This window comes from Aequorivita todarodis (assembly GCF_028561335.1).
GTDB lineage: Bacteria > Bacteroidota > Bacteroidia > Flavobacteriales > Flavobacteriaceae > Aequorivita > Aequorivita todarodis.
In genome coordinates, this window is record NZ_JAQQTG010000006.1 from 90,084 (window position 1) to 115,406 (window position 25,323).

The window sequence follows — 25,323 nt, forward strand, 5'->3', positions numbered from 1 at the left end:
TTCTAAATTTTTTTAAAGATAGCACATGCGTTCACATCACCAAAACCAAAACTCGCCTTGGCTATGGTTTGTAACGAAGATTTAAGTAGTTTCATCGAAATTTTTTCAGAAGCAATCAAAGTCGTTATTTTCGGGTGCAGATTTTCACAATTTACGTTGGGAAAAACAAAGCCTTGATGAAGTTGAAGCACTGCTGAAACAATTTCAATGCTTCCACTGGCCGCCAAACAGTGGCCCACCATTCCTTTCAAGGAATTGATGTAGGGAAAGTCCTCCCCTTTTCGGGCCAGCGCGATGCTCCAGTTCTCAATCTCATCCGGGTCTTTGATGGTTGCGGTTAAATGTCCGTTTATATAATCAATTTCGGAAGCGTCTATCTTTGAGTCTTTTAATGCGCTCTTTATACATTTTTGGATGGCCAAGCTGTTTGGGGCGGTCATACTGCCTCCGCCTCTTTGTCCACCGTTGTTTATGGCTCCGCCCAGTATTTCCGCATAGATTGTTGCTCCGCGTTTTTGGGCACTTTCCAAGGATTCCAATAAGTAGGCTCCTGCCCCACTGCCCGGTACAAAACCACTGGCATCAGCACTCATGGGGCCCGCAACCTTTTCTGGGGAATCATTGTATTTATAGGTTGTTACCTTCATTGCATCAAAACCGCCCCAAATGTAGGGCCCAGAATCGCTAGTGCTGCCGCAGAGCATATAGGTGGCTTTCCCGTTGGCAATTTGGTCGTACCCCATCAAAAGTGCTTCAGTGCCCGTGGCACAGGCCGAAGAATTGGCGGTAATCATATTTCCGGCGCCAATAAGTCCGCCAAGATAGGCACTCACGCCGCTTGTCATGGTCTGTGCCACGGAATTGCTTCCCAAACGGCGCACATTTTTATCGTCGATTCTATAAATGGCTTCGCGAAATTTTTCAACGCCGCTGGTACCGCTCCCGAAGATTATCCCTAAATCCCAAAGCGGTTCCCCATCATTTTTTGCAGGTTCCAATTTTGCATCTTTCAAGGCATCCATACCGGCAATTATACCATATAAAATACCGCTGCTATTGAAATTGCGAAGTTGCAGCTCTGAAAGATATTCGCGTTTTTTTTCTTCGGAAATAACGGGCATCGCGCCCAACTGGCATGAAAAATTCAGATTGCGCAATTCTGGGAAGAAACGGATTCCAGAAACCCCGTTTTTAATGGATTCCGTAAACTTGGGAATGCCCACACCATTTGGCGAAACCACTCCCAATCCCGTTATGACGACTCTATTTTTCATTTAAAAGTTTAAAAGTTTATAAGTTTAAAAGTTTATGGGTTTAAAAGTTTAGGCTCAGTGACTGTTTTGTATTGGTTGTTGCCTCTTTTCAATTTCCGTCCACGGTTTCCCCTTTGGGGTTTAAGGGGCCTGTCATCCCGCTGATAATACCGCTGGCTACAATTTCATTGTTTGCATTCAGCATTTTCACTTCACATTTCAACTTGTTAAACCTGAAATATTTTTTTTCTGAAAACACCGTAACCTTTTCACCCGGAAATACAGGAAGGTAAAAGTCAATTTCTGTACTGCTCAAGGCAAATGTTGGGTTTGACGAACTTTTCTCTTTGCCCAAAAGATAAATCCCAAGGCATACCAGCCCAAGCTGCGCCATACATTCCGTTAAAATTACACCCGGAGTAACAGGATTGTTTTTGAAATGCCCTTTGTAAAAAAACGCGTTTTTTTGAAAAGTATAGGTGCCAGAAATATTTTCCCCCGAAACGGCAAGCACTTCATCCACAAACAAAAAAGGTTCGGAATACGGTAACTGTGCTATGATTTCTGTACGCTTCAAATTATATTTTAATATCATCTTAAACTCTCGCCGCCATCCACTTTCACAATGGTGCCGTTTATCCAATCAGCTTCTTTTTTACAGAGCAAGGACACAACATTTGCCACGTCTTCTGCTGTGGTTAACCTATTGAAGGGATTTCTCATTTTAGCCATTTCTGTTAATTTATCACTGCCCGGAATTGCCAGGAACGAAGGCGTTTCCGTGGTTCCAGCCTGAATGCAGTTGGTTGTAATTCCCAATGGGGCAAACTCTACGGCCATACTGCGCATTAAGGCTTCCAATACCGCCTTTGCCGCAGAAACTGCCGCATAGCCAGGCCAGACTTTTGAGTTTCCTTCGCTCGTAAAAGCAATACTCCGCGCGTTATTTGCGACTATTTCCTTTTGAATTAAAGCCCGGACCCACTCGTACCAACTAAGGGCCATAGCGTGGATGGTTATCTCGAAATCCTGCTTTGAAAGGGCTTCATTTTTGTCGCCGTGCATTTTTTTCAAACTTCCCTTGGCAATGCTGTGCAGAAGTATTTTCACACTGTGCTTGGGCAGTTCGTTAAGTATTTCATTGCCAACATCTCCGTCCAAAGCATCTTTGTTAAATGTTTTTACAGAAACTCCAAAAGACTTCATTATCTCTACTTCTTTCCCAAACGCTGCCAAATTACTCTTTCGGTCCCGGTGCACAATGCAAATATTCAAGCCGTCGGACGCAAGCTTTTTTGCGCAGGCCAAGCCGAGTCCGCTACTTCCGCCTAGGATTATTGCCCATTTATTTTTGAATTCTTCCATAATTAAAATTTCAATAACACCCGCTGTGCCGAAAAACCTGGCCCAAAGCTAAGCATGAGCCCCAGATCACCGCTTGCAGGTTTTTTGTCCATAAACCGCTCCAAAACATATAGCACAGTTGCGCTGCTCATATTGCCGTACAATTTAAGCACTTCTTTGGTATCTTCAATGTTTTTGCCCAAACTGCCGAACAGATCCTCGACGGTTTCCAAAATCTTTCGACCTCCGGGATGAAATATAAGGTGGTCTATATCCGTAATTTCAAGATTGTTTTTTTTCAGAAAGGGATGGACAATGGCCGGAAAGTGCCTTGCTATTTTTTCGGGCACACTTTTGTCGAGAATCATTTGAAGTCCGGTATTTATGAGCTTAAAGCCCATCATATCAGTAGCATCGTAAAAATGGTACATTTCTTCAGCGAGTATTTCGGGGCCATCATCCGCATCATTTGCAGACAGCAACACACAAGCTGCACCATCGCCAAAGATTGCTGCGCTTACTATATTCACCATTGAAAAATCCTCCAGTTGAAAAGTCGCCGTGGGTGCTTCCAGGGCAATAACGGCCGCACGTTTTCCGGGATTTGCCTTTAAAAAATTATTCGCATAAATAATTCCTGAAATGCCTGCGGCACAACCCATTTCGGTCACGGGAAGACGCACGATGTCTTGCTTCATTTTCAAATCATTTATCAAATAGGCATCTACCGAAGGAATCATAATTCCCGTGCAACTAACGGTGATTATAAAATCTACGTCAGTAGCCTCCCAGCTTGCCTTATCCAGTGCTTTTTGGAGGCATTGTTCGCCAAGCTTCCTTATTTCACGGATGTAAATATCATTGCGTTCCCCAAAACTTGTATTTGCAAAAACTTCAACGGGGTCCATAATGGAATAGCGCTTGTCCACTCCGGCGCCTTCAAATATTTTTATCACTTTCCGCTGAAAACGGCTGTCCTGCCCTTTCATCCATTCTTTTACAAATGGAATTACTTCCGCAGTCTCTCTACTGTGTGCAGGAAGTTGCTTGGCTACTGTGGTTATTTTAATACTCATAGTTTTTTCTTAAGAATCCATTGGTACCGGAATGCCCATCGCCAATGGATTTCACTTTGTTGATTTGGGATTTTTTTGGAAATATTTTCCAGTTCATTTTTTTTGAAACCTCTTGCGATGGAAACCAATCCGTCGTGTTTCGCCGTATTTGTTTTCAAAAATAGCTTGCTGACTATCCTAAACAGGCTAAAAGCTTGTTTGCTTCGGTGCAAGTCATTTACTATCAGGCCTATATTTGTTTTCTTTAATAAGGTATTCAATAAATTTTCAATTTCTTCATTGCTGAAATGGTGCAAAAACAATGTGCACAATGCAATATCGCAATTTGGGATTGATTCTTCATTCAAAAAAACGTCAACTTTTTCAAAAGAAATATTTGGATGATTATTACTTTGTCTTTTGGCAACCTTTAAAATGTTTTCGTTGAAATCCAATCCAATACATTTAAAATCAAAATTGTTTCTATTGCCAAAATCACTGCACATTCTGAGGAATTCCCCGTCGCCACAACCAATATCCAAAAGTGTAATGCTCTTATTTTTTGGGTGATTTTTCAATAATTTCTGCAATCCATCTATTGTGATATTATTGCCGCCCAACCATTTGTTTACGGTTTTTAGGTCTTTGAGAAGATTTTTCATTTCTTCCCCCTGAAAATCCAGGTCGTCCATTATCTCTACTTGTTCAGACCTATATGTATCGCTGAATGTTATCATTTCATTGGGCTTCCGTGTGTTCTTTCAATTAGTTTGGGCAATACTGAGGGAACAATCTTCGCTATTGAAAACCCTACTTTTGAAGCGAATGGGTTCAACAGGATTTGTTGGATAAACCTTCCCGTTTTTAGTCTTTCCGCAAATTCGCCCCTCCAATGGGCTGCGTATGTTTCTTCCAATTTTATTCTGTCAAAACTGCTTTTTTGGAATGCCTCAAAAAACATTTCTGAAAAAATCTGGGCACTCCGTATCGCCATTGCCATGCCATTGCCGCAAAGCGGATGGATGAGCCCCGCGCTGTCGCCCAACATAAAGATATGGTTTTCCACAGGTTCTTTTTGATGAAAAGAAATCTGGCTGATGGTCAAAGGTTTTTTGAAAATCGGTTTTGCTTCATTAAAAAAATGATTCAAATAAGGGTTTTTTGAAAGTTCCTTTTTCTGAAAAGCATCAATGGCGCCCTGTTTTTTAAAGGATTTGAAGGTTGCTAAATAACAGGCGTTTACGGCATTGGTCTCGGTTTTGCTCAAGCCGCAATATCCTCCGTTAAAGTTGTGCAACGCTACGGTATCATCGGGAAACCCATATTCGTAATGCGCTTTAACGGCAAGCCAGGGCGCGTTCTTCTTCATAAACCTTCGATTCAAAAAGGAGTCCAAATTAGATCTTTTTCCGAAGGCGCCTATCACAAAATCTGCATACAATACATCTTTTCTTTGCGTTGTAACCGAAAAGTGATTTTCTTCAAAAGTTACTTTTTCAACGGTATCAAAAATAATTTCAGCCTTATGCCTTAATAATTCAAAAAACAGATTGTCAAAGGCATACCGACTTATTCCAAACCCTCCGAGCGATAAACTGGCTTTAAGGGGAAATCCTTTTACATCGGTAATCTCAAATTTTGATATTTTTTTGGCTCCTACTGAAAACGGATCCACTCCCAAGGAATTTAGGTACGGCAACACTTCGTTGCTCACGTACTCACCACAAACTTTATGATGCGGATACTCGTTTTTTTCGATCAAACAAACTTTACAGTTATTGTTGGCAAGACGCAAAGCGGCGGTAAGGCCTGCCAACCCACCCCCTATTATTATTATATCCCTTTTATTTGCCATTGTTTGCCTTAAAGCTAAAAAAAATCCCGACCAAAAAAAGAGGTGCGGGATTTTAAATAACTTGAAAATTTTCAGAAAAAATACCTGATTAATAGTTTTGGCCTAAGTTTAAAGTCCATCAAATATTTTGATTCTCTATTCGCCGGCTTGTTGTTTTGCTTCTTTCTTCATTTTTTCATTTGGAATGATAGCAAGGTTTACACGACGGTTTTTAGCACGGCCTTCAGCGGTTGAATTATCTGCGATTGGAGCCGTTTCACCGTACCAATTGGTCGTAAACCTGCCGGGGCTTAAACCTTTGTTCTGCACAAAATAATTAGTAACGGACTCAGCTCTGTTCTTTGAAAGTGTCATATTCATTTCATCGGCACCAACGCTATCGGTATGGCCCACGACAAGAACATCAGTGTCTGGATATTCTTTCAGCACATTTGCCAGTTTATCTAAAGTAGCCTGCGAGGCTGCGTTGATGTTGTATTTGCCGGTATCAAAATACACCCCGCTATTTTCATCAAAAGTAATCACGATTCCGTCATCCACTCTTTCTACTTGGGCTCCGGGAATTTCTTGCTCAATTTTTTGGGCTTGCTTGTCCATTTTGTTTCCAATAAGAACTCCAGCTCCACCCCCAACTACACCTCCAATGACTGCACCAAGGGCTCCGTTGCCGCCTTTGCCAACGTTATTTCCGATAATGGCACCCAAAATGGCACCACTCGTAGCGCCAATTACGGCACCTTTTTGTTTATTGTTGGCGTTTTTGGTGGCTTCACAGCTTCCAAGGCTCATAACAAGTGTAAAAGCTAAAGCTACTAATGCTATTTGTTTAAAATATGTCTTCATAATTATTGTTCGTTTATTTTAGAAAAGTTCATGTTTATTTTAAAAGGTTTGCCATCCAAACTCACGGTTTGTTCCCAGCGCATTGAGTTCTCGTTAAGCTGGGCAAGATGCAATCTGAATCCGATTTTATCTTCAGACCTTCCCTTGGCATCCGTTGGTTTTAGCATAAAATCATATAGTCCGGACGCGGGATCGATTTCTATGATGGTAAAGATGAAATTTCGTTCACCGGTCGGACAGTCTGGGTTGTCAATGGTGTAATTTCCTGTATTGTTATTAGGAATAAATCGCCATGTACTGCCTTCAAAACACTCTACGGAAGTTTCGTTGAATAAGGTAACATTAAAAGTTCCGGAAGAATCGTAGGTAATATTGTCCAAAGTCCAATATCCCTTAATGACTTTTCTTGATTCCTGAACGGTTTTCGGGGTTCCGCAAGAAAAAGCGGTGGCCGCAATAAGGGCCAAAATGAGGATTTTTTTCATAAATGATAGTTTGTGTTTAAAAAATAGGTTATGTTAATTTTTTTACCTTCTGAATAATCTTGAAAGTAGGGATAGCACTAAAAGCACTATAAAGATGTAAAAGATAATTTTTGCGATATCAGCTGCACCTTCTGCGATGCCGCCAAATCCAAAAACTGCTGCAATCAATGCAATTACTAGAAAAATAATAATCCAGCGTACCATAATGTTGGGTTTTAATGATTAGTATTTCACTAAAGTAAACAACAATTTTAACACTTGGATTTCCTTTATCTAAAGTTTAACAGCGAATGTTAAATTATTAGTAAGACATCAATTCCAATAAGTTTTTTTTGAATTTATCCTTAGGAAGATAGGCAGATTCCAAATTTGCGGCAAAAGGAATAGGCGTTTCCAAGCTCGCCACACGCTTAACGGGAGCGTCCAAATGCTCAAAACAATTTTCGGTGATCAAAGCCGAAATATCTGAAGCAATACCGCCAAACATTGAATCTTCCTGCAGGATGATAGCCTTGCCGGTCTTCTTCACTGATTTATAAATAGCTTCGGTGTCCAAAGGAACCAGTGTTCTTAAATCTATAAGGTCTGCTTTGATTTCCGGATTTTGTTCCAATGTTTCCAAAGCCCAATGTACGCCAGCTCCGTAGGTTATAATTGTATTGTCCTTTCCTTCTTTTAAAAGAGATGCTTTTCCCAAAGGCAGTGTGTAATAATCCGTTGGCACATCTTGGCGAATACTTCTATACAATGCCTTGTGTTCAAAAAACATCACAGGATTGGGGTCTTCAATACTTGTAGCCAGCAGCCCTTTTGCGTCATACGGAAATGCGGGATATACAACTTTTAATCCGGGCGTGTGGGTGAACCAAGCTTCGTTAGTTTGGCTGTGGAAAGGCCCCGCTCCCACTCCTGCGCCACAGGGCATGCGCACAACCACATCTGCTTTTTCGTTCCAGCGGTAATGGCTCTTCGCGAGATAATTTATGATTGGGTTAAAGCCCGAAGTTACAAAATCGGCAAACTGCATTTCCACCACCGCTTTGTAACCATTAATGGAAAGTCCCATTGCCGCAGAAACAATTGCAGATTCACAAATAGGTGTATTTCGAACGCGGTCTTTCCCAAATTGCTCCACAAAACCTTCGGTAATTTTAAAAACGCCCCCGTATTCCGCCACGTCCTGGCCCATTATTACAAGATTGTCGTGGCGCTCCATGGATTGTTTTAATCCTTGGGAAATGGCATCAATCAAACGAATATTTTCTTTTTCTGAATTTTCCTTAACTTCTTGATATTTAAAAGGTTTGTAAACATCATTTAATTCATTGGCTTCAGTAGATTCTATCTTTGGTTCCGCAAAGGCAATGTCCAGATTTTCATCTATTTCGTGCTTAAATTCCTCTTTAAACTCTTGGATTTTTTCTTCGGAAAGAATTCCTTCCCCAAGCAAATAGTTTTCATAATTCAAAAGCGGGTCGCGCAAGCCCCACTCGTCAATTAAATCGGTCGGAACATATTTGGTACCGCTCGCCTCTTCATGACCGCGCATTCGGAAGGTTTTGAATTCCAAAAGAATCGGACGCGGATTGGTCCGCATACTTTCTACCAAGTCCTTTAATTTTGTGTAAACCTCCAAAATATTGTTTCCTTCAATTATATGGGCTTCCATTCCGTAGCCTATTCCGCGGTCTGCAATATGCTCGCAATTGTATTGCTCGTTTGTAGGCGTGGAAAGACCATATCCATTATTTTCAACACAAAACAAAACCGGAAGCTGCCAAACGGAGGCCACGTTCAAGGCCTCGTGGATATCCCCTTCGCTGGTTCCTCCTTCGCCTGTAAACACGGCGCATACTTTATTGTTTCCCTTCAACTTATTAGCCAGTGCAATTCCATCGGCAACGCCAAACTGTGGCCCCAAATGTGAAATCATCCCCACAATGTGGAATTCCTGTGTTCCAAAGTGAAAACTTCTATCACGGCCCTTCGTAAAACCGTTCGCTTTTCCCTGCCATTGCGAAAACAATCTGTGCAACGGAATGTCGCGCATTGTGAAAACCGCGAGGTTTCTGTGCATTGGCAAAATATATTCGTCTTTGTCCAACACCGCCGTGATTCCCACGGAAATCGCTTCCTGCCCTATGCCGCTGAACCATTTTGAAACCTTCCCCTGTCGAAGCAAAATCAGCATTTTTTCTTCTATCAGCCTCGGCTTCAACATGCCGCGGTATAATTTTAATAAGGTAGCGTCATCGAGGTCTTTTCGGTTATAGTCGAAGAAAATTTGGGTGGAAGTTTCTGGTTTCATCATAAAAAATTTGCAGTATCAAAAGTAGAAAAAAACCCATTGTAACAAGGATTATTAAAGAGAATATTTAGCTGCGGAAAAACTTTTACATTTTGGTATCTTTGTAGCCTAAATTTTAAATGCTATGAATAATATACCCAGCGTAGATTTGGCAGACTTCCTTTCCGAAGACCCAAAAAGGAAACAGAAATTTGTGGACCAAATTGGCTCCGCTTATGAAGATATTGGCTTTGTTTCGCTTAAGAACCATTTCCTCAGTGATAATTTGGTAGATGAACTTTATAAGGAAGTGAAGAGTTTTTTCGCGCTTCCGCTCGAAGTAAAGAAAAAATATGAAATTGAAGGCCTCGGTGGGCAGCGCGGGTATATTTCCTTCGGAAAAGAACACGCAAAGGGCAAAAAGGAAGGCGATTTAAAGGAGTTCTGGCATTTTGGGCAGGAACCGACTGATGACGCAAACCTTTCTGAAGAATATCCAAAAAACGTGCAAGTAAAGGAATTGCCGGATTTCAACCATACGGGCATGGAAGCATACCGAATGCTGGAAAAAACAGGAATATATGTTCTTCGTGCTTTAGCGCTTTATATTGGATTGGATGAATTTTATTTTGACCATTGGGCCACAAACGGAAACAGCATACTTCGCCCAATCCACTACCCTCCTATCACCGAAGAGCCAAAAGGCGCCGTGCGTGCGGGAGCCCATGGCGATATCAATTTGATTACCTTGTTGATGGGCGCCTCCGCAGGCGGACTCCAGGTATTGCGCAAAGACGGCGAATGGATTGATGCCATCCCCAACGAGGACGAGTTGGTTATAAACGTAGGCGATATGCTGGAAAGGCACACCAATAACAAATTGCGCTCAACCATTCATCGCGTTGTAAACCCACCGCGCGAAGAATGGGACCAACCACGCTATTCCATCCCTTTCTTTATGCATCCGCGCAGCGATATGAAATTGAATTGTTTGCCAGAATGTATTGACGAAGAACACCCAAAAGCCTACGAAGATATTACCGCGGGCGAATTTCTGCACCAACGTTTGGTAGAGATTGGATTGATAAAAAAGTAAACAGTCGCAGTGGCAGTTTGCAGTTGAACCTGAAACCTGAAACATTGAATTCTTTAGAAGACCAATTAAAAAACCTATTTCCGGACCACGAGCCAAATGATATTCCTGAAGCAGAGGAAGAATCTACTATTTGGATGCAAGAGGACCCGTTGCTTTGCAAATATGAAAAGCGAAAAGGAAAACCAATAACAATAATAGAAGGTTATACGGGTGCTGATTCAGATTTTAAAACACTTGCAAAGGAATTGAAACAGTTGTTGAGCGTGGGCGGCAGTTTTAAAAATGAACAGATTATTATCCAAGGCGATTATCGCGATAAGATTATGGAGTTTTTAAAAGACAAAGGATTTAAGGTGAAACGAGTGGGCGGGTGAAAAAAGTTTACAGTCGCAGTGGCAGTTTGCAGTACCCACCTTTTCTATACCTTCTAACATTTTAATCCTCTTACGCATGCAGGCTCATAAACCTTTAAAAATTTAAACAAATTGAAATCCCAAACCATACAACCCAGCGAACTCATTTTAACACCCGAAGGCAAAATCTACCATTTAGACCTTGCCCCTTCCCAATTGGCGCCCACGGTTATTACAGTTGGCGATCCGGGCCGCGTTGAAATGGTTTCAAAATATTTTGACACTATTGAAACCACCGCCCAGCATCGCGAATTTAAAACCCACACGGGCGTCTATAAAGGAAAACGCATCAGTGTGATTTCCACGGGAATTGGTCCGGACAATATCGACATTGTCTTTAATGAACTCGACGCTTTGGTGAATATAGATTTTGAAAAACGTCAAGTCAACAAAAAGCTCACTTCACTTGATATTATAAGAATTGGCACTTCCGGAGGGCTAACGCCCGAAATTGAAGTAGATAGTTTTGTGGTGAGTGCTTTGGGAATAGGTTTGGACAACGTGATGCACTATTACGATAAAACCGATAAAATCTTCAATCGCGATTTCGCGCAATCTTTTATAGACCACACACAATGGAATCCAGACAATTCGGTTCCCTATGCTGTGGAAGCCGATAAAGGATTGTTGAAAAAACTCACCTCTGGCAAAACAATTCAGGGAATAACTATTACCAATGTTGGTTTTTACGGACCCCAGGGCCGGGTACTTCGAGCAAAACTGAAGGATGAAAACCTTAACGAAAAACTGACCTCCTTCCGATATAAAAGAAAAAAAATCACCAATCTGGAAATGGAAACCGCCACAATGTACGGAATGGCGAAACTTTTGGGCCATCGCGCTGTTTCAATGAACGCTATCGTAGCCAATCGCGCCACGGGAAGTTTTAGTGAAAATGCCTCAAAAACCATCGATGCCCTTATTCAATATACTTTGGAAAAAATTGCGGAATGAAAAATTTTTTAATCGGCGGCGTGCCGGAACACTTTAACCTACCTTGGTATATTGCCCTTCGCGATAAGGAATTTCAAAAACGAGGAATCAACCTACGGTGGAAGGATTACCCCGGCGGCACCGGGGAAATGGCGCAAGCCTTGCGTGAAAAGGAAATAGATATGGCCGTTATCCTTACCGAGGGCATTGTGCGCGACATAATCAATGGAAACCCTTGCAAGATTGTGCAGGTTTTTGTGAAATCCCCGTTGCTTTGGGGAATTCACGTTGCCAATACTTCCGAATACAAAAAAGTGAGCGATTTACGAGGAACCGATGCGGCCATTAGCCGCTATGGCTCGGGCTCGCACTTAATGGCTTTCGTAAATGCGGAAAATCATAACTGGAATTTAAAGAATGATTTAAAATTTAAGGTGATCCAGGATTTGGATGGTGCCTTGGAAGGGCTGCCAAAGGGAGACGGCGACTATTTTATGTGGGAAAAATTTATGACCAAACCCTATGTGGACAGCGGTATTTTCCGATTGGTCGGTGAGTCCCCGACCCCATGGCCAAGTTTTGTAATAGCCGTTCGGAATGATGTTTTGGAGAAAGATGGCGAAAGCATAAAAGCTATCTTGGAAGTTATAAACGCTGTAACCGAGAATTTTAAGACCCTGCCAAACATTGATGAAATGATTGCCAAACGCTACGGCCAAAAAATCGAGGACGTGCGGGAATGGCTATCGTTAACCGAATGGAGCGACCGCCAATTGACTTCGAAAGAGCTGGAAAATATTCAGCAAAAACTGTTGGAATTGGATCTGATTGATGCTAAAATTCAGAAAGACAACATCTTACAAAATTTCAAAAAAAATTCTTAAAATTTACGCAACCCAAAAGTAGAAGCTGCATCTTATTGGTATAAAACCAAGTATTATGACTACTTTTTTAATCGTTTTGGGGGCGTTGTTAGTCACAAACTTCTTGCTATTGCAATTTAGCTGTAACGATACAACCGATCCTGAAGTACCCGAAGAAGAATAGAAAATTTCTCCCCGTTTCTATTCTTATTATTTATTTCTTATTGTTTATTGAGATTATCCCTATTTCGGGATTTTGAGTATTTCTTCCAAAATGTTTGCCCAGCGTAATCGAATCAAACTTATCGAGCGAAGTCGAAATATCACCAATTGATTGGAGTCTCTCCCTTTTCCTTCAAAAATTCATTTGCCTTACTGAAGTGTTTGTTGCCAAACCAATAGCCTCTATTCGCGGCCAATGGCGAGGGATGTCCGGTGGTCAGCACCAGATGTTTTGAAGAATCAACCTTCGCTCCCTTCTTTTTTGCGGGTCCGCCCCAAAGCATAAAAACCAGACCTTCCCTTTCCGTTGAAAGTTTTTCGATTACGGCGTCCGTAAATTTTTCCCATCCCTTATTTTGATGGCTTCCCGCTTGGTGCGCTCGAACCGTCAACGTGGCATTTAAAAGCAAAACCCCTTGATCTGCCCAGCGTTCCAAATTTCCGTTGTTTGGAATGGCCGTACCCACATCGGTCCGTATCTCTTCAAATATATTTTTAAGCGAAGGCGGCATAGCTACTTCTTTGCCTACCGAAAAACATAGACCGTGGGCTTGCCCCGGTCCGTGATATGGGTCCTGCCCTATTATCACAACTTTCACTTCATCAAAAGGGGTGTGGTTGAAGGCCGAAAAAATCTGCTTTCCCGGCGGAAAACACTTGGCGGACGCGTACTCATTCTTTACAAATTCAACTAAATTATTGAAATAGGGTTTTTCAAATTCATCTTTTAAAATGGCCTTCCAACCCGGCTCCATTGTTACCTCCATTATTGTTACTTTTGTAGGATTGCTGAAAAAGTAAAATTAATGGAAATAAAACGGAAAGCCCGTATTGACAGTAAAACTTTAGAGGATTTAGAATTTCCTGCCGTGCTTCGGCAAGTTGCTGAATTCTGTGTTACAGAGCCCGGCCGCGAAAGGGTTTTGGCGATAACGCCTTATCAGGATTTTGGTGAAATTGAGCCGGAATTGAAACGCGTAAAAGAATTCACAGCCTCTTTCGAAGGTGATAATAGAATACCCAACCACGGGTTCGATCCAATTTTTCGAGAGCTGCGTTTGCTTGAAATTGAAAACAGCAGTCTGGAAATTTCGGGTTTCCGAAAAATTCTATCCATTTCTGAAACCACGCGGATTCTTCTGAAATTCTTTAAAAAATTTGAAGAGTTTTATATTCATTTGAATTCCTTTTCAGAAGAAGTAAATTATACTTCGATCATTTCCGAAGAAATCAACAAACGCGTTGACAAATACGGCGAAATAAAGGACGAAGCTTCCACGGAACTTGGCGCCATTCGCAGGAGATTGAACGTGGTAAAGGGAAAAATTAATTCCTCTTTCACAAAAGCCATTTCACAATACGCACAGAGTGATTATTTGGATGAAATTCGCGAGTCGGTGGTAGAGAACCGTCGTGTGCTGGCCGTAAAGGCAATGCACCGCAAAAAGGTGAAAGGCGCCGTGTTGGGCAGTTCAAAAACGGGAAGCATTGTTTATATTGAACCGCAGGAAACGCTGGAATACGCCAACGAGCTCAACAATCTTTTATACGAGGAAGACGAGGAAATAAAGCGCATTTTAAAGGCAATGACGGAATTTGTACGGCCGCATGCATCGCTTTTGGCGAGCTATCAGGAATACTTGATTGCGATGGACGTGCTCTATGCCAAGGCGAAATATGCGTTGAAAATAAACGGCGTGTTGCCGATTATCGTTTCCGACAAAAAGATTTCTTTAATAAAGGCCTATCACCCGTTGTTGCTGGTTTCAAATAACAAACGGAAAGAAAAAACATTTCCGCAGAGCATTGAATTGGTTCCCGATAAAAGAATTATTGTAATCTCTGGGCCAAACGCCGGCGGGAAAAGTATCACACTAAAAACCGTTGGGCTTTTGCAGGTTATGCTTCAAAGTGGGCTGTTGATATCTGCCGAACCGCAAAGCGAAATGTGTTTTTTCAAACGAGTTTTGACCGATATTGGCGATAACCAATCCATCGAAAACCATCTGAGCACCTATAGTTATCGACTAAAAAAGATGAACCAATTCCTGAAAAAGTGCGATAAAAAAACACTTTTTCTGATTGATGAATTTGGCACGGGCAGCGACCCGGAACTCGGCGGGGCTTTGGCGGAAACGTTTTTGGAGGTTTTTTACGAGCGCGAAGCTTTCGGGATTATCACAACGCATTACACCAATTTAAAACTTTTGGCAAATGAACTGCCACACGCCATCAATGCCAATATGCAGTTCGACAATAAATCGCTGGAACCTTTGTATCAGCTGCATTTGGGCGAAGCAGGAAGCAGTTATACGTTTGAGGTTGCGCAAAAAAACGGCATTCCCTATAATTTGATAAATAAAGCGAAAAAGAAGATTGAACGCGGTAAAGTGCGATTTGACAAGACCATTGCCAATCTTCAAAAAGAGCGGAGCAATCTTCGGAAAACTTCAGAATCGTTAAAAACCGAAGAACAAAAGGCACGGATTGAAAGCAAGCAATTGGAAGAGGTAAACGCACGGGTTCAGGAAAAACTGGAAAGTTATCAGGAATTGTTTGATGCCAATCAAAAACTCATCAGTCTGGGAAAAAAGGTTGATGTACTTTCAGAAAAATATTTTAACAATAAACAGAAAAAACAGTTGGTTGACGAGTTGATGAAACTTGTGATGATTGAAAACAGCAAACGTAAAAAGCTGGCGCCCAAAGTCAAGAAAGCCGTAAAAGCCAAGGAAAAGAAAGTGATACAGGAAGTTGAAAAAAAGGTGGAAGTAATCCGGGAACGCAAAAAAGAGGAAAAGGAAAAAGCAAAAAAGCTGCCACCGCCAAAACCGAAAGTTACCCTAAAAATTGGCGACAGAGTACGAATGATTGACGGTCGCGCCATCGGCACGATTGACACCATTGAAAAAAACAAGGCAATCGTTAATTATGGAATGTTTACGACCAATGTGAGTTTGGAAGAACTTGAAAAAGTCTGAAAAAAAGTTTTCAGTTTTCAGTCGCGGTTTTCAATGAAACTGCTAACTGAGACTGCGACTGAATACTATTTATGAAAAGTAAAGACCACAAAATAATCCTCTTCGACGGCGTTTGCAATCTCTGCAACGGCGCGGTTACCTATATCATCAAACGCGATAAAAGAAATATTTTCAAATTTGCGGCGCTTCAAAGCGATATTGGGAAAGAGCTGATTTCAAAATATAACATAGATACTTCCAAAGTAGATTCCATCATACTTATTGATGGCGAAAAGCATTACGAAAAATCTTCAGCGGCGCTTCATATTGCCAAACAACTGTCGGGCGCTTATCCCCTACTTTTTGGGTTTATGGCTGTGCCAAAATTCATCAGAAATGCAGTGTACGACTATATCGCCAAAAACCGCTACAAATGGTTCGGCAAAAGGGAAAGTTGTATGATTCCGACTGCTGAGTTGCAATCTAAATTCTTATAGTTTGGCCAAATAATTTCGATTATTTTCCGATTTCATTCTTCGCAACGCAAAACAACTGATTTTGTTGATTGCACTTACACAATTGTATAAAGTGCTCTTTGTTAATATTTTAACCGTTAACCGTTCATTAACCGAAGCGAGCGGCCTATCTTTTTATTTTAGCCCCTGAATCAAAAAAACTATTCACAATGAAAAATTTATTACTAATAATTTTCCTTGCATTCTCCGCAGTGGGTCTTGCACAAAATTGTACGGTTGCAGCCACTGTGCCTTACAGCGAAGATTTTAGCGCGGGAGCTCCCGCTTGCTGGACGTATGAGAATACGGACAACGCAAATCCTGTTTGGGCTTACAACAATAGCATTGACCTGACCGGAAACGGAACCAACGATCCTTTTGTGGGGTTGGTTCCGCAAAACGCTGCCCAACGCGAAAAGGACGATTGGGCATTTACCCGAAAAATCCAAATGGAAGCGGGCACGGAATATCAAATTTCGATTGATTATAATTCCTTAGGTCTCGGAAACGCGGTAGCCGATGAGAATTTTGAACTGGTGATTACCGACGCTCCCAACTCAACGGCAACTTTTAGCGAGATTATTGGTACCTACAACAATATTTTGCAACAAGGTACTTTTCCCGGAAACGGCAGCGGTAACGACATCAAAACAAACGCTTACAATGCCTTGGAAAGTTTCACCCCGACCACTTCTGGGGAATATTACGTAGCCATCCACGCAATTGGTGCTTCAGGGACTGATTCGGGTGTTTTCTTGGTGTTCAAAACTTCTGTGGAAGAAGCGCCGATTGATTGTACTACAGCTGCAATTGTACCTTATTTAGAAGATTTCAGCAACGGCGATCCTGCTTGTTGGGCCTATGAAAATACAGACGGAATTGCACCGGAATGGACCTATTTGGATGCCATAGATTTAGATGGCGATGGAACTGATGATCCTTTCTACGGATTGATCCCCCAAGCCGTGCAATTTACAGAAAAGGATGATTGGGCTTTTTCAAAGAAAATACAAATGGAGGCCGGAACCCAATATTATGTTTCAGCACTTTACAATGCGCTTAATTTAGGAAATGCCACTGCTTTTGAAAGTTTTGAATTGGTAATTACCGATGCCCAAAACGCAACAGCAACTTTCAGTGAAGTATTGGGAACTTATACCGATATTGCCCAACAAGGCGTTTTCCCAGGGCAGAACAACGGAAATGATGTAAAATCACAAGCATATCGTTCGGAAGAACCTTTTATGCCAAATGTTTCGGGCGAATATTATGTTGCCATTCACGCCACTGGCGCTACCGGCAATGAGGCCGGAGGATTCGCGCTTTTTGAAGTTACCGTAAACACAGACCCAATAGTGCCCATCTGTACCGCCGCAACTGTGCCTTATACAGAAGACATGAGCAATGGGACCCCAGAATGTTGGGAGTATGAAAACACAGACAACACACTTCCTATGTGGGCTTACAACGATCAAACCGATATTACCGGTGATGGTAACAACGATCCTTTACTAAATATAATAGCTCCAAATGCAGGAACTCCTTCAAAGGACGACTGGGCTTTTACAAGAAAAATAGCATTGATTGCCGGAACCGAATATCTTATTGAAACGGATTACAACGCCCTAAACTTAGGAAACGGTACAGCCTCGGAAAATTTTGAATTGGTAATTACCGACGAACCAAATTCGTCTGCAGCATTCCAGACTATTTTGGGCACTTACAATGATATTCTACAACAAGGTACTTTTCCTGGCCAAAATGACGGAAACGACTTAAAAACCCAAGCATACACCGCTTCAGAAACATTTACCCCCACAACCTCAGGAGAGTATTACGTAGCTGTTCACGCTATGGGCGGTACGGTTGCGGGCGGCTTTTTGTTGTTTGATATGAACGTATCCGTAAACATCATTCCTTCCGATGGGGAACTTATTGTCCTGCCCAATGCTACATTCTCAGGTGTAAATTCAAACGGATCGGCCGCTGCGGGCTATAATGATCTAGAGAATATTATGTGGGTTGAGGCAGATGGCTTCACCAACATTGGCGGCATCAACCCCGGAAATGGAACAGGTGGCGACGTGGAAATGTCTAACGACGGCAACAAAATCGTTGGGCCCTATTTGAATCCTGCGAGCAATGCCAAGGAAATGTCAATCTATGATGTTCCTTCGCAAACCTGGACACCCCTTGGCGGCATTGGTGGCCAAATTGGCGATCAAATAAGCTCTGCCTGGGGCATTTCGCCCGATGGCAGCACGGTAGTTGGTTTAGGCTGGCTGCCCGGCACCGGTGCCCACGCTATCTACTGGACGGAATCATCTGGAATTGTAGATTTAGGCTCGACGGTAACCGATAGAAGTACCCGTGCCGATGCCGCCAGTGAAGATGGTTCGGTGATGGTGGGCTGGCAGGACAGCGAGTTCGGGTTCCGGCAGGCTGCCGTCTGGACCAACGGGGTGCAGCAGCTCCTCTACCTCCCTACCGGAGAACGGGCCGCGGCCGCCGGTGTAATTTCTGATGATGCCGTTTGGGTAGGTGGCGAAGGTAGTTCGGCCAACAGCTTTCAGGCATATCGTTGGAGTGAAGCTACCGGAATTGAAAACATAGGCCCCCCATTGCAACCCGGCTGGCGAGGTGCCACTACCGGAATGTCTGGGGACGGAAGTGTAATTGTGGGCTTTTATCGACCACAGGGTCCTGCCCTTTTCGGTAGCGGGTTTATTTGGACCGAAGCCCTTGGAGTTACAGATCTGAACACCTATGCCAACTCATTGGGAATAGACACCCAAGGAATTATTATGTCGCTGCCTTTGAATATTTCGGCAGATGGAACCACCATCGTCGGTGCCGGTAGAGATAGCAACTACCAGCGGGTTGGATTTATCCTTAAACTGGAGCCAACCATTTTGGCCGTGGAAAACAATGCAACCACACAAGAATACACCCTCTATCCAAACCCTGTGCGCGATGTGCTTCACATTAAATCGCCAGCTTCCTTTGAGCGCATTATGCTTTTCAACATAAATGGCCAGCTAATCCTGAATGAAGCCGCAAACAGCACAAATAAAGAATTAAACGTTTCGGCACTTTCCAGCGGTATATATCTCGTAAAAGTAGTTGGAAACAACACTGTGGAAACTTTTAAAATTGTTAAACAATAACCGTGAAATAGCGACAATGCTTCACATATTAAAGCCTCTTTTCGTATTTTGAAAAGAGGCTTTTTTTGGACTTTTCTGAGAAGACTAAATTGAATACCGTTTTTTAGGTTAGCGATAAGTTAACGGTTTCAAAAATTGCCTTACCTTTTAGGCTAAACAATATTTTTACCCTATGCAATTGAAGTTTAACGTTTTAGTGGCTTTTTCTGTCCTTACCTTGGTTGCCCTAATCGGCATTCAGGGCTATCTTATTTACAATACCTATGAACTTAAGAAGAAAACCTATACCATCGACGCCCGAAATGCCATTGCCAAAGTCTATAACAGTGCCACGGTAGATTCCATTATGTGGCTGTATCGCACCGACTTTCTTCAAAACCTGCAGGCCTTTGAAAAAGGCAATATCAAAGAACAGGATTTAATTGTAAAACTGCAGCAAAAAACCTCGGAAATCAATCCAGTTTTTGTGCAACTCTTTAATGAGGGTCTGGCAAAGGAAAAGGAAAAGTATGATGTAAAAATCAAAAAGGTACTTACCTCCGTGGCCCTTACGGATTCCCTGGGAAACACCAATCAGATTTACAACGCCGCCAAGCAGGATACCATAATGCTCTTGGGAGAGAATTTTCAGAACCAAGACGGGCTTCTTATAAACAACAGCACTTGGCAGGATGATCAGACCCCTTTTAAACTCAATTTCCAGTCCAGCATTTTTATGAATATTTCAGATTGGGACGCCATTATGCTGCGGGAACTATCGGGCCTACTGATTTTGTCCAGCTTGTTATTCCTCTTTGTGGTAAGCTTGTTTTACTACTCCATACGAAATTTGATGAAGCAGAAGCGTGTGGCCAAGATTAAGACCGACTTCATCAACAACATCACTCACGAACTTAAAACGCCCCTCTCTACCCTATCAATCGCCACCAAAACCCTTACCAGTGAGCACACAAAAGGAAACACGGAAATGGTGGACGGCGCGATACAGGTTATAGATAGACAGAACACAAGGCTTCAAAAATTGATAGACCAGGTTTTGCAAAGCAGCTTGGGGTATCAGCAAATCCATCTTTCAAAAGGAACTTTTAATGGAAGTGTTTTTATAAATGAATTATTGGACGATTATTTGCTTTCAATAAATTCTTCGGAAATAAAGGTTCAAAGAAACATTGACAGCACCGGAATTGCGCTTGAAGCCGATAAATTCTATTTGAGTACGGCCATAATAAATCTGCTGAACAACGCCATAAAATACGGCGGCACCGAATTGACGGTAAGCTATGGAATTGACAAAACCGATTCCACCCATTACATCAGCATAAAGGATAACGGAATTGGCATTTCCCCAAAATACCAACGCTTCATTTTTGAAAAATTTTATCGGGTAAGCGAGAAAGACACCCATAACTACAAAGGTTTGGGGCTGGGTCTGTATTATACAAAGCAAATTATAAAAGCCCACGGCGGAAGCATTTCAGTAGAAAGCGAAGCCAATAAAGGTTCCCTATTCACCATTAAAATTCCAATAATATGAAGAACATACTCTTAGCAGAAGATGATTTGGATTTTGGAACCATGCTGAAACAATATTTAGAGCTCAATAAATTCTCGGTTTCATGGGCGAAGGATGGCAATGAAGGTTTTGAAATTTTTAAAAATGACGATTTTGACATCTGTATTCTCGATGTTATGATGCCAATTATGGACGGTTTTTCATTGGCGGAAAAAATAATCGAAGTGAATCCGGAAATCCCGTTTCTATTCCTTACAGCCCGCAAAACCAAGGAAGACAGAATAAAAGGATTGAAGCTTGGTGCAGATGATTATGTGGTAAAACCTTTTGAGGCGGAGGAATTGATCCTTCGCATCAAAAATATTATGAACCGTACGGAACAACAACGAACCGTTCGCGCCGAACTTCCTCAAAATGAAATCATTTCCATTGGAAAATACACGTTCGACGCTACAAACCTGGAATTGAAAATTAACGACAAAACCCAGAAAATCACCGAAAAAGAAGCCCGTTTGCTCTTTTATCTCTATTCAAACAGAAACCAATTGATTAAGCGTGACGATATTCTTCTGCACGTGTGGCACAAAACCGATTTTTTCTCGGGAAGAAGTATGGACGTATTCATTACCCGCGTTCGCAAAAGGCTTCAGGACGACCCCAACATTAGTATTGACAGTGTTCGCGGAATAGGTCTGGAATTCAATATCAAAAATTAAATCCAATTATTAACTAAAACAAAATGAAAATGAAAACTATTACAAAAACGATTCTTTTGTTGCCGATATTTTTCTTCGGAATGTTTATGACAGCACAGGAATATTTTGGAACAACCACTTTTGGCGACGGCTCCATTGACTTTGCCTATCGTTCGGCCATGGACAGCCAAGGCAATGTGTATGCGTCTGGTATTTACTCGGGAACCATTACCATTGGCAACTCCATAACTTGGGCGGGCGGAAATGCAGATGGTTTTTTGGCGAAATATGACAACGACGGAAACCCCGTTTGGGTAAAAGGCTTTGGAGGTGGTTTTGACGACGTAGCCGTGGATGTAGCCGTAGATGCAAATGACAATCTGTATATTACCGGATATTTTCAAGGTGCGGGCTCACAGGCCTTTGATGCCGACCCGGGACCGGGAGTATATTTATTGGAACAATTATCGCCCTTTTTGAGCCGTGATTGCTTCATCATAAAACTGGATAGCAATGGCGATTTCGTTTGGGCAAAACAAGTAAGTAACCCGGCGGGCGCAAACGTAAACGAGGATTCCAAATCCATAGAAGTTGACAGTGCCGGAAATGTATATATTGGCGGAAGCTTTGTATATGCCGATTTTGACCCGGATCCAAATACTTCTTTTGAATTATTTTCAACCAATGGCGGTGCATCGCCTGATGGATTTTTGTTGAAATTGGATACCGATGGAAATTTTGTTTGGGTAAAGACCTTTGGTTCCACCGGAATTGTGGATGTAGTTGATATGGAATTTGATGCCAACGAAGACATCCTTATCGGCGGAAGATTCCGAAATACGGTTGATTTGGATCCAAATGCTGGAACTTCAACATTTACTTCAAACGGCGGTGATGATCTTTTTATGGCAAAACTTTCTTCAGATGGCGATTATATCTGGGGCCAGGCCTTTGGTGGCACAGGTTTGGACGTCTTTAAATCGATTCACGACCTGCCTTCCGGAGTTTATGTGGAAGGAATGTTCTCCGGCACGGTCGATTTAGACCCGACGACCGGCACCAACACCCAAGTTTCCAACGGCCCTTGGGATGCTTTTTTGAGCAAATTTGATACTGACGGAAATTATGCCTTCAGTTACGTATTGGGCGGGGAAACCACAGATTTTGAGCATTTTTACGATCTAACCGAAGGCTTCAACGGAAATCTTTTCGCTACGGGCTCCTTCAACGGTACAACTGATTTTGACAATAGCGCTGCAGAAGCCCTAACCACTTCAAACGGAAAAAGCGACAATTTTCTATTGGAAATGACCCCTGCCGGGGAATACGTAAACCATTGGACCATTGGCGGCGATAATACCGAGGATGTGCCGCAGGTGTATTTCAACAATAGCAACCAGATTTTAACTATGGGTTCCTTCCGAAGCTCCTCGGTTGATTTTAACCCTTTTGCCGGAGAGGATATTATAAACGTGGTAGGTTTTTATGACGGATATTTTTCACGCTACAATCTTTACAACAACGGAAACGACAATTGCAGTAGTGCCATAGCCGTAACCTGTGGCGATACAATTACTGGTGAAACCATTAACGATACCGATTCTGGAGGAAACCCTGCGAATGATGAATTTTATTCGTTCACGGGCAACGGCACTTCACAATTTGTAACCCTTTCCCTTTGTGCGGGTACCGATTTTGATACCGTAATCCGGGTTTTTGAGGATTGCACCCTTGCCAATGAAATAGCGATGAACGACGATAGTTGCGGGATTCAATCAGAACTTACCTTTCTTTCCGACGGCACTTCTACCTATTATATTATGGTTGAAGGTTTTGGCTCCAACAACGGCAACTTTACCTTGGCGGTAAGCTGCGAGGATCTTGCCGTAAACGACGAATGCGAAAATGCCTTGCCAATAGCTTGTGGCGAAACCGTTACAGGAACAACTGCCAATGCAACTTTTGATGCTTCTGCCCCAGCCTGTGGCGGCGTTGATATTACCGGGCCTGGCGTTTGGTATGAATTTGCCGACAACAGCGGTCTGGTTACAGATTACACCATTTCACTTTGCAACGGAACTGATTACGACAGTAAATTGACTGTTTATTCGGGTGCTTGCGGAGCGTTGGTTTGCGAAACCGCTAACGATGATGCTTGCGGACTTCAATCTGAAGTTTCTTTCCAAAGCGATGGAAATACTACTTACTACATTTTGGTCCACGGTTTCTTGAATGCTACCGGAAACTTTACATTGAATGTAGATTGTACGCCAGTGCCTCCACCGAATGATATGATTGCCAACGCCATTGATGTGGACCAAATTGGTTTTCCTTACACAGATCCTGCAGTTGCAACGCCTGCAGCGACCACTGAAAATGGAAATCCAAACAATTGCGATCTTACAGGAGCTAATGGCGTTTGGTATAAATTCACAACAAACGTTGACGGAAATGCAGACGCAACCATTGTTACCCCAGCGGGTGCAAGCTCAGTAACTTTTTATACCGCTGCTGACGAAAATGCTACGGAAACCGATTTGACTTTGGTGGACCAAAATTCAAACCAATGTGCCCCGGGCACTTCATCCTCAATATTCACATTGGCTAACCAGACTTATTACGTTTTTGTAATGAACACTGGCGGAATAACCGATATACTTATCAATGCCACCGTACTTGGTGTTGAAGACAATACGCTGGATGGCTTTAGCTTTTATCCAAACCCAACTAGCGATGTAGTTAACTTAAAAGCTTCTTCAATTATAGAAAATGCTGCGATTTACAACATTTTGGGTCAAAGTGTAATTGAAATGGACAACAACTCAAACACCATGGAATTAAATGTTTCAAACCTGGCTGCCGGAACTTATATTCTAAAAGTTTCCGTAAACGGCGAAGTTGGAACCTATAAAGTGATTAAGGACTAATTTTCATAATTAGATTTAGTTGATAAGGCAGGCCTGTATTTTTAAGGCCTGCTTTTTTTAATTGATAACCTGGCCACCATTCAAACCCCCAGGAGATTCAGCCGAAGGAGCGTTCCATATAAAATCACCGTAACTGTTTCCAGTACCCTTGAGTTGTAAGGAAAGTCCTGCAGGATCAGATCCATTTTCGAAAACTCCAATATCGGTAGATGTAATTCCATTTGCAGAACCAGCAGTTGCTGTAAAAGTTCCTTCATAACTGAGAAATTGAATTACTATTCCGTTTTTAACGATTGCTATTCCGTCTGGTCCATTTTGAAAGGGCCCAGCAGTTGAAAAAGAATATGTTCCAATTCCATTGGATTGATCCGGAATTATCCCATTTAATGCTATTGTTCTATAATTGGTACCCGTAGCACCACTATATAATTCAAGTGAATAAAGAGATAAATCTGTTCCTGCTGGCCCCGCAATCTCGATAAACTCCCCAACATCTATTCCTGCATTATCATAATGAAATTCATTGATCCAGATTTCTGGAGAAGGAATCGTTACGCAGTAAATATCATTCCAGACTCCTCCATCCCATATTTGTAGACAACTTTGTCCATTCCCATTGTTCATGACAAAAACTAATAGTCCCGCGTCGGATATATTGGGAATTATTGCATTACGTGCAGGAATGTTCGGAACCCGAGGGGGCATGAAACCTTTGTAGGTATTGCCGCCATCAGAAGTGCTGCTAACTTCAAGCATTGATGCGGTTGATGGTGTAGTTGTGCCAATCCCCACTTGGCAATAAGAAACTTTTGCAATGGCTGCAATAACGAAGATTAAAAGTGAATTTTTCATAACTATGTGTTTTACATAGCTAAGAAGGAAACGGTTCAGAAATAT

The 25,323-nt window shown here is 42.2% G+C and carries 22 protein-coding genes; 10 read left to right on the forward strand and 12 right to left on the reverse strand.

Annotation, left to right across the window (positions count from 1 at the left end; translation table 11 throughout):
* Window positions 1-2: 2 nt before the first annotated feature.
* From POV26_RS02305 to POV26_RS02350, 10 genes are all read right to left on the reverse strand, one after another.
* Window positions 3-1,274: a beta-ketoacyl-[acyl-carrier-protein] synthase family protein gene (locus tag POV26_RS02305; RefSeq protein WP_272854877.1), complete on the reverse strand. Its 1,272-nt coding sequence runs from the start codon at window positions 1,272-1,274 to the stop codon at window positions 3-5.
* 88 nt (window positions 1,275-1,362) lie between these two features.
* Window positions 1,363-1,830, reverse strand: a complete 468-nt coding sequence (locus POV26_RS02310; protein ID WP_272854878.1) for a 3-hydroxyacyl-ACP dehydratase FabZ family protein — start codon at window positions 1,828-1,830, stop codon at window positions 1,363-1,365.
* A 14-nt stretch (window positions 1,831-1,844) separates the two neighbouring features.
* Complete coding sequence (locus tag POV26_RS02315; protein ID WP_272854879.1) at window positions 1,845-2,618, reverse strand: SDR family oxidoreductase; 774 nt, start codon at window positions 2,616-2,618, stop codon at window positions 1,845-1,847.
* A gap of 2 nt (window positions 2,619-2,620) precedes the next feature.
* Complete coding sequence (locus POV26_RS02320) at window positions 2,621-3,673, reverse strand: type III polyketide synthase (RefSeq protein WP_272854880.1); 1,053 nt, start codon at window positions 3,671-3,673, stop codon at window positions 2,621-2,623.
* On the reverse strand, window positions 3,670-4,389 hold the full coding sequence (locus tag POV26_RS02325) for a methyltransferase domain-containing protein (RefSeq protein WP_272854881.1): 720 nt from the start codon (window positions 4,387-4,389) through the stop codon (window positions 3,670-3,672). The genes POV26_RS02320 and POV26_RS02325 overlap by 4 nt, the downstream gene beginning before the upstream one ends.
* Window positions 4,386-5,507: an NAD(P)/FAD-dependent oxidoreductase gene (locus POV26_RS02330; RefSeq protein WP_272854882.1), complete on the reverse strand. Its 1,122-nt coding sequence runs from the start codon at window positions 5,505-5,507 to the stop codon at window positions 4,386-4,388. Before POV26_RS02330 ends, POV26_RS02325 begins: the two co-directional genes overlap by 4 nt.
* 135 nt (window positions 5,508-5,642) lie before the next feature.
* Window positions 5,643-6,350 carry a YiaD family glycine zipper/OmpA-like lipoprotein gene (locus POV26_RS02335; protein WP_272854883.1) on the reverse strand — a complete coding sequence of 236 codons (708 nt, stop codon included), beginning with the start codon at window positions 6,348-6,350 and terminating at the stop codon, window positions 5,643-5,645.
* A gap of 2 nt (window positions 6,351-6,352) precedes the next feature.
* Window positions 6,353-6,835, reverse strand: coding sequence for a lipocalin family protein (locus POV26_RS02340; RefSeq protein ID WP_272854884.1), 483 nt, complete (start codon window positions 6,833-6,835; stop codon window positions 6,353-6,355).
* Window positions 6,836-6,877: 42 nt separating this feature from the next.
* Window positions 6,878-7,039, reverse strand: a complete 162-nt coding sequence (locus tag POV26_RS02345) for a DUF1328 domain-containing protein (protein ID WP_272854885.1) — start codon at window positions 7,037-7,039, stop codon at window positions 6,878-6,880.
* Window positions 7,040-7,136: 97 nt separating this feature from the next.
* Window positions 7,137-9,143, reverse strand: a complete 2,007-nt coding sequence (locus tag POV26_RS02350) for an alpha-ketoacid dehydrogenase subunit alpha/beta (protein ID WP_419180002.1) — start codon at window positions 9,141-9,143, stop codon at window positions 7,137-7,139.
* Between the two features lie 124 nt (window positions 9,144-9,267).
* Between POV26_RS02350 and POV26_RS02355 the strand changes: the two genes are divergently transcribed.
* The 4 genes from POV26_RS02355 to POV26_RS02370 all read left to right on the forward strand — a co-directional run bounded on the left by POV26_RS02355 (window position 9,268) and on the right by POV26_RS02370 (window position 12,448).
* A complete protein-coding gene (locus POV26_RS02355; protein WP_272854887.1) occupies window positions 9,268-10,218 on the forward strand; it encodes an isopenicillin N synthase family dioxygenase in 951 nt (316 codons plus the stop codon).
* A 44-nt stretch (window positions 10,219-10,262) separates the two neighbouring features.
* Window positions 10,263-10,592, forward strand: coding sequence for a translation initiation factor (locus POV26_RS02360; protein WP_272854888.1), 330 nt, complete (start codon window positions 10,263-10,265; stop codon window positions 10,590-10,592).
* Between the two features lie 111 nt (window positions 10,593-10,703).
* Window positions 10,704-11,585, forward strand: a complete 882-nt coding sequence (locus tag POV26_RS02365; RefSeq protein WP_272854889.1) for a nucleoside phosphorylase — start codon at window positions 10,704-10,706, stop codon at window positions 11,583-11,585.
* Window positions 11,582-12,448 carry a substrate-binding domain-containing protein gene (locus tag POV26_RS02370; protein WP_272854890.1) on the forward strand — a complete coding sequence of 289 codons (867 nt, stop codon included), beginning with the start codon at window positions 11,582-11,584 and terminating at the stop codon, window positions 12,446-12,448. Before POV26_RS02365 ends, POV26_RS02370 begins: the two co-directional genes overlap by 4 nt.
* Window positions 12,449-12,750: 302 nt before the next feature.
* Here POV26_RS02370 and ung read toward each other — a convergent pair whose 3' ends face one another.
* The gene (gene ung / locus POV26_RS02375; RefSeq protein WP_272854891.1) at window positions 12,751-13,416 is read right to left on the reverse strand and encodes a uracil-DNA glycosylase; all 666 of its coding nucleotides are present in this window, start codon (window positions 13,414-13,416) and stop codon (window positions 12,751-12,753) included.
* 39 nt (window positions 13,417-13,455) lie between these two features.
* Here ung and POV26_RS02380 point away from each other — a divergent pair, with 39 nt between their 5' ends.
* The 6 genes from POV26_RS02380 to POV26_RS02405 all read left to right on the forward strand — a co-directional run bounded on the left by POV26_RS02380 (window position 13,456) and on the right by POV26_RS02405 (window position 24,426).
* Window positions 13,456-15,630, forward strand: coding sequence for an endonuclease MutS2 (locus POV26_RS02380; protein ID WP_272854892.1), 2,175 nt, complete (start codon window positions 13,456-13,458; stop codon window positions 15,628-15,630).
* 71 nt (window positions 15,631-15,701) lie between these two features.
* A complete protein-coding gene (locus POV26_RS02385) occupies window positions 15,702-16,106 on the forward strand; it encodes a thiol-disulfide oxidoreductase DCC family protein (protein ID WP_272854893.1) in 405 nt (134 codons plus the stop codon).
* Between the two features lie 188 nt (window positions 16,107-16,294).
* A complete protein-coding gene (locus tag POV26_RS02390) occupies window positions 16,295-19,291 on the forward strand; it encodes a T9SS type A sorting domain-containing protein (protein ID WP_272854894.1) in 2,997 nt (998 codons plus the stop codon).
* 172 nt (window positions 19,292-19,463) lie between these two features.
* On the forward strand, window positions 19,464-20,825 hold the full coding sequence (locus POV26_RS02395) for a sensor histidine kinase (RefSeq protein WP_272854895.1): 1,362 nt from the start codon (window positions 19,464-19,466) through the stop codon (window positions 20,823-20,825).
* Window positions 20,822-21,520 (forward strand): response regulator transcription factor, encoded by a 699-nt coding sequence (locus tag POV26_RS02400; RefSeq protein ID WP_272854896.1) that lies wholly within the window; start codon window positions 20,822-20,824, stop codon window positions 21,518-21,520. Before POV26_RS02395 ends, POV26_RS02400 begins: the two co-directional genes overlap by 4 nt.
* A gap of 29 nt (window positions 21,521-21,549) precedes the next feature.
* The gene (locus POV26_RS02405; RefSeq protein WP_272854897.1) at window positions 21,550-24,426 is read left to right on the forward strand and encodes a T9SS type A sorting domain-containing protein; all 2,877 of its coding nucleotides are present in this window, start codon (window positions 21,550-21,552) and stop codon (window positions 24,424-24,426) included.
* A gap of 57 nt (window positions 24,427-24,483) precedes the next feature.
* On the opposite strand, the gene POV26_RS02410 is transcribed toward POV26_RS02405, so the two are convergent.
* Entirely contained in the window at window positions 24,484-25,278 is a 795-nt protein-coding gene (locus POV26_RS02410) for a hypothetical protein (RefSeq protein WP_272854898.1), read from the reverse strand.
* Between the last annotated feature and the right edge of the window lie 45 nt (window positions 25,279-25,323).

Bases quoted from the DNA above. Each gene is read 5' to 3' on its own strand.
- POV26_RS02345 (WP_272854885.1), bottom strand. From the start codon at position 7,039: ATGGTACGCTGGATTATTATTTTTCTAGTAATTGCATTGATTGCAGCA.
- POV26_RS02330 (WP_272854882.1), bottom strand. From the start codon at position 5,507: ATGGCAAATAAAAGGGATATAATAATAATAGGGGGTGGGTTGGCAGGC.
- POV26_RS02335 (WP_272854883.1), bottom strand. From the start codon at position 6,350: ATGAAGACATATTTTAAACAAATAGCATTAGTAGCTTTAGCTTTTACA.
- POV26_RS02405 (WP_272854897.1), top strand. From the start codon at position 21,550: ATGAAAACTATTACAAAAACGATTCTTTTGTTGCCGATATTTTTCTTC.
- POV26_RS02410 (WP_272854898.1), bottom strand. From the start codon at position 25,278: ATGAAAAATTCACTTTTAATCTTCGTTATTGCAGCCATTGCAAAAGTT.
- POV26_RS02370 (WP_272854890.1), top strand. From the start codon at position 11,582: ATGAAAAATTTTTTAATCGGCGGCGTGCCGGAACACTTTAACCTACCT.
- POV26_RS02390 (WP_272854894.1), top strand. From the start codon at position 16,295: ATGAAAAATTTATTACTAATAATTTTCCTTGCATTCTCCGCAGTGGGT.
- POV26_RS02355 (WP_272854887.1), top strand. From the start codon at position 9,268: ATGAATAATATACCCAGCGTAGATTTGGCAGACTTCCTTTCCGAAGAC.
- POV26_RS02380 (WP_272854892.1), top strand. From the start codon at position 13,456: ATGGAAATAAAACGGAAAGCCCGTATTGACAGTAAAACTTTAGAGGAT.
- POV26_RS02395 (WP_272854895.1), top strand. From the start codon at position 19,464: ATGCAATTGAAGTTTAACGTTTTAGTGGCTTTTTCTGTCCTTACCTTG.
- POV26_RS02350 (WP_419180002.1), bottom strand. From the start codon at position 9,143: ATGAAACCAGAAACTTCCACCCAAATTTTCTTCGACTATAACCGAAAA.
- POV26_RS02400 (WP_272854896.1), top strand. From the start codon at position 20,822: ATGAAGAACATACTCTTAGCAGAAGATGATTTGGATTTTGGAACCATG.
- POV26_RS02325 (WP_272854881.1), bottom strand. From the start codon at position 4,389: ATGATAACATTCAGCGATACATATAGGTCTGAACAAGTAGAGATAATG.
- POV26_RS02385 (WP_272854893.1), top strand. From the start codon at position 15,702: ATGAAAAGTAAAGACCACAAAATAATCCTCTTCGACGGCGTTTGCAAT.
- POV26_RS02315 (WP_272854879.1), bottom strand. From the start codon at position 2,618: ATGGAAGAATTCAAAAATAAATGGGCAATAATCCTAGGCGGAAGTAGC.
- POV26_RS02340 (WP_272854884.1), bottom strand. From the start codon at position 6,835: ATGAAAAAAATCCTCATTTTGGCCCTTATTGCGGCCACCGCTTTTTCT.
- ung (WP_272854891.1), bottom strand. From the start codon at position 13,416: ATGGAGGTAACAATGGAGCCGGGTTGGAAGGCCATTTTAAAAGATGAA.
- POV26_RS02305 (WP_272854877.1), bottom strand. From the start codon at position 1,274: ATGAAAAATAGAGTCGTCATAACGGGATTGGGAGTGGTTTCGCCAAAT.
- POV26_RS02320 (WP_272854880.1), bottom strand. From the start codon at position 3,673: ATGAGTATTAAAATAACCACAGTAGCCAAGCAACTTCCTGCACACAGT.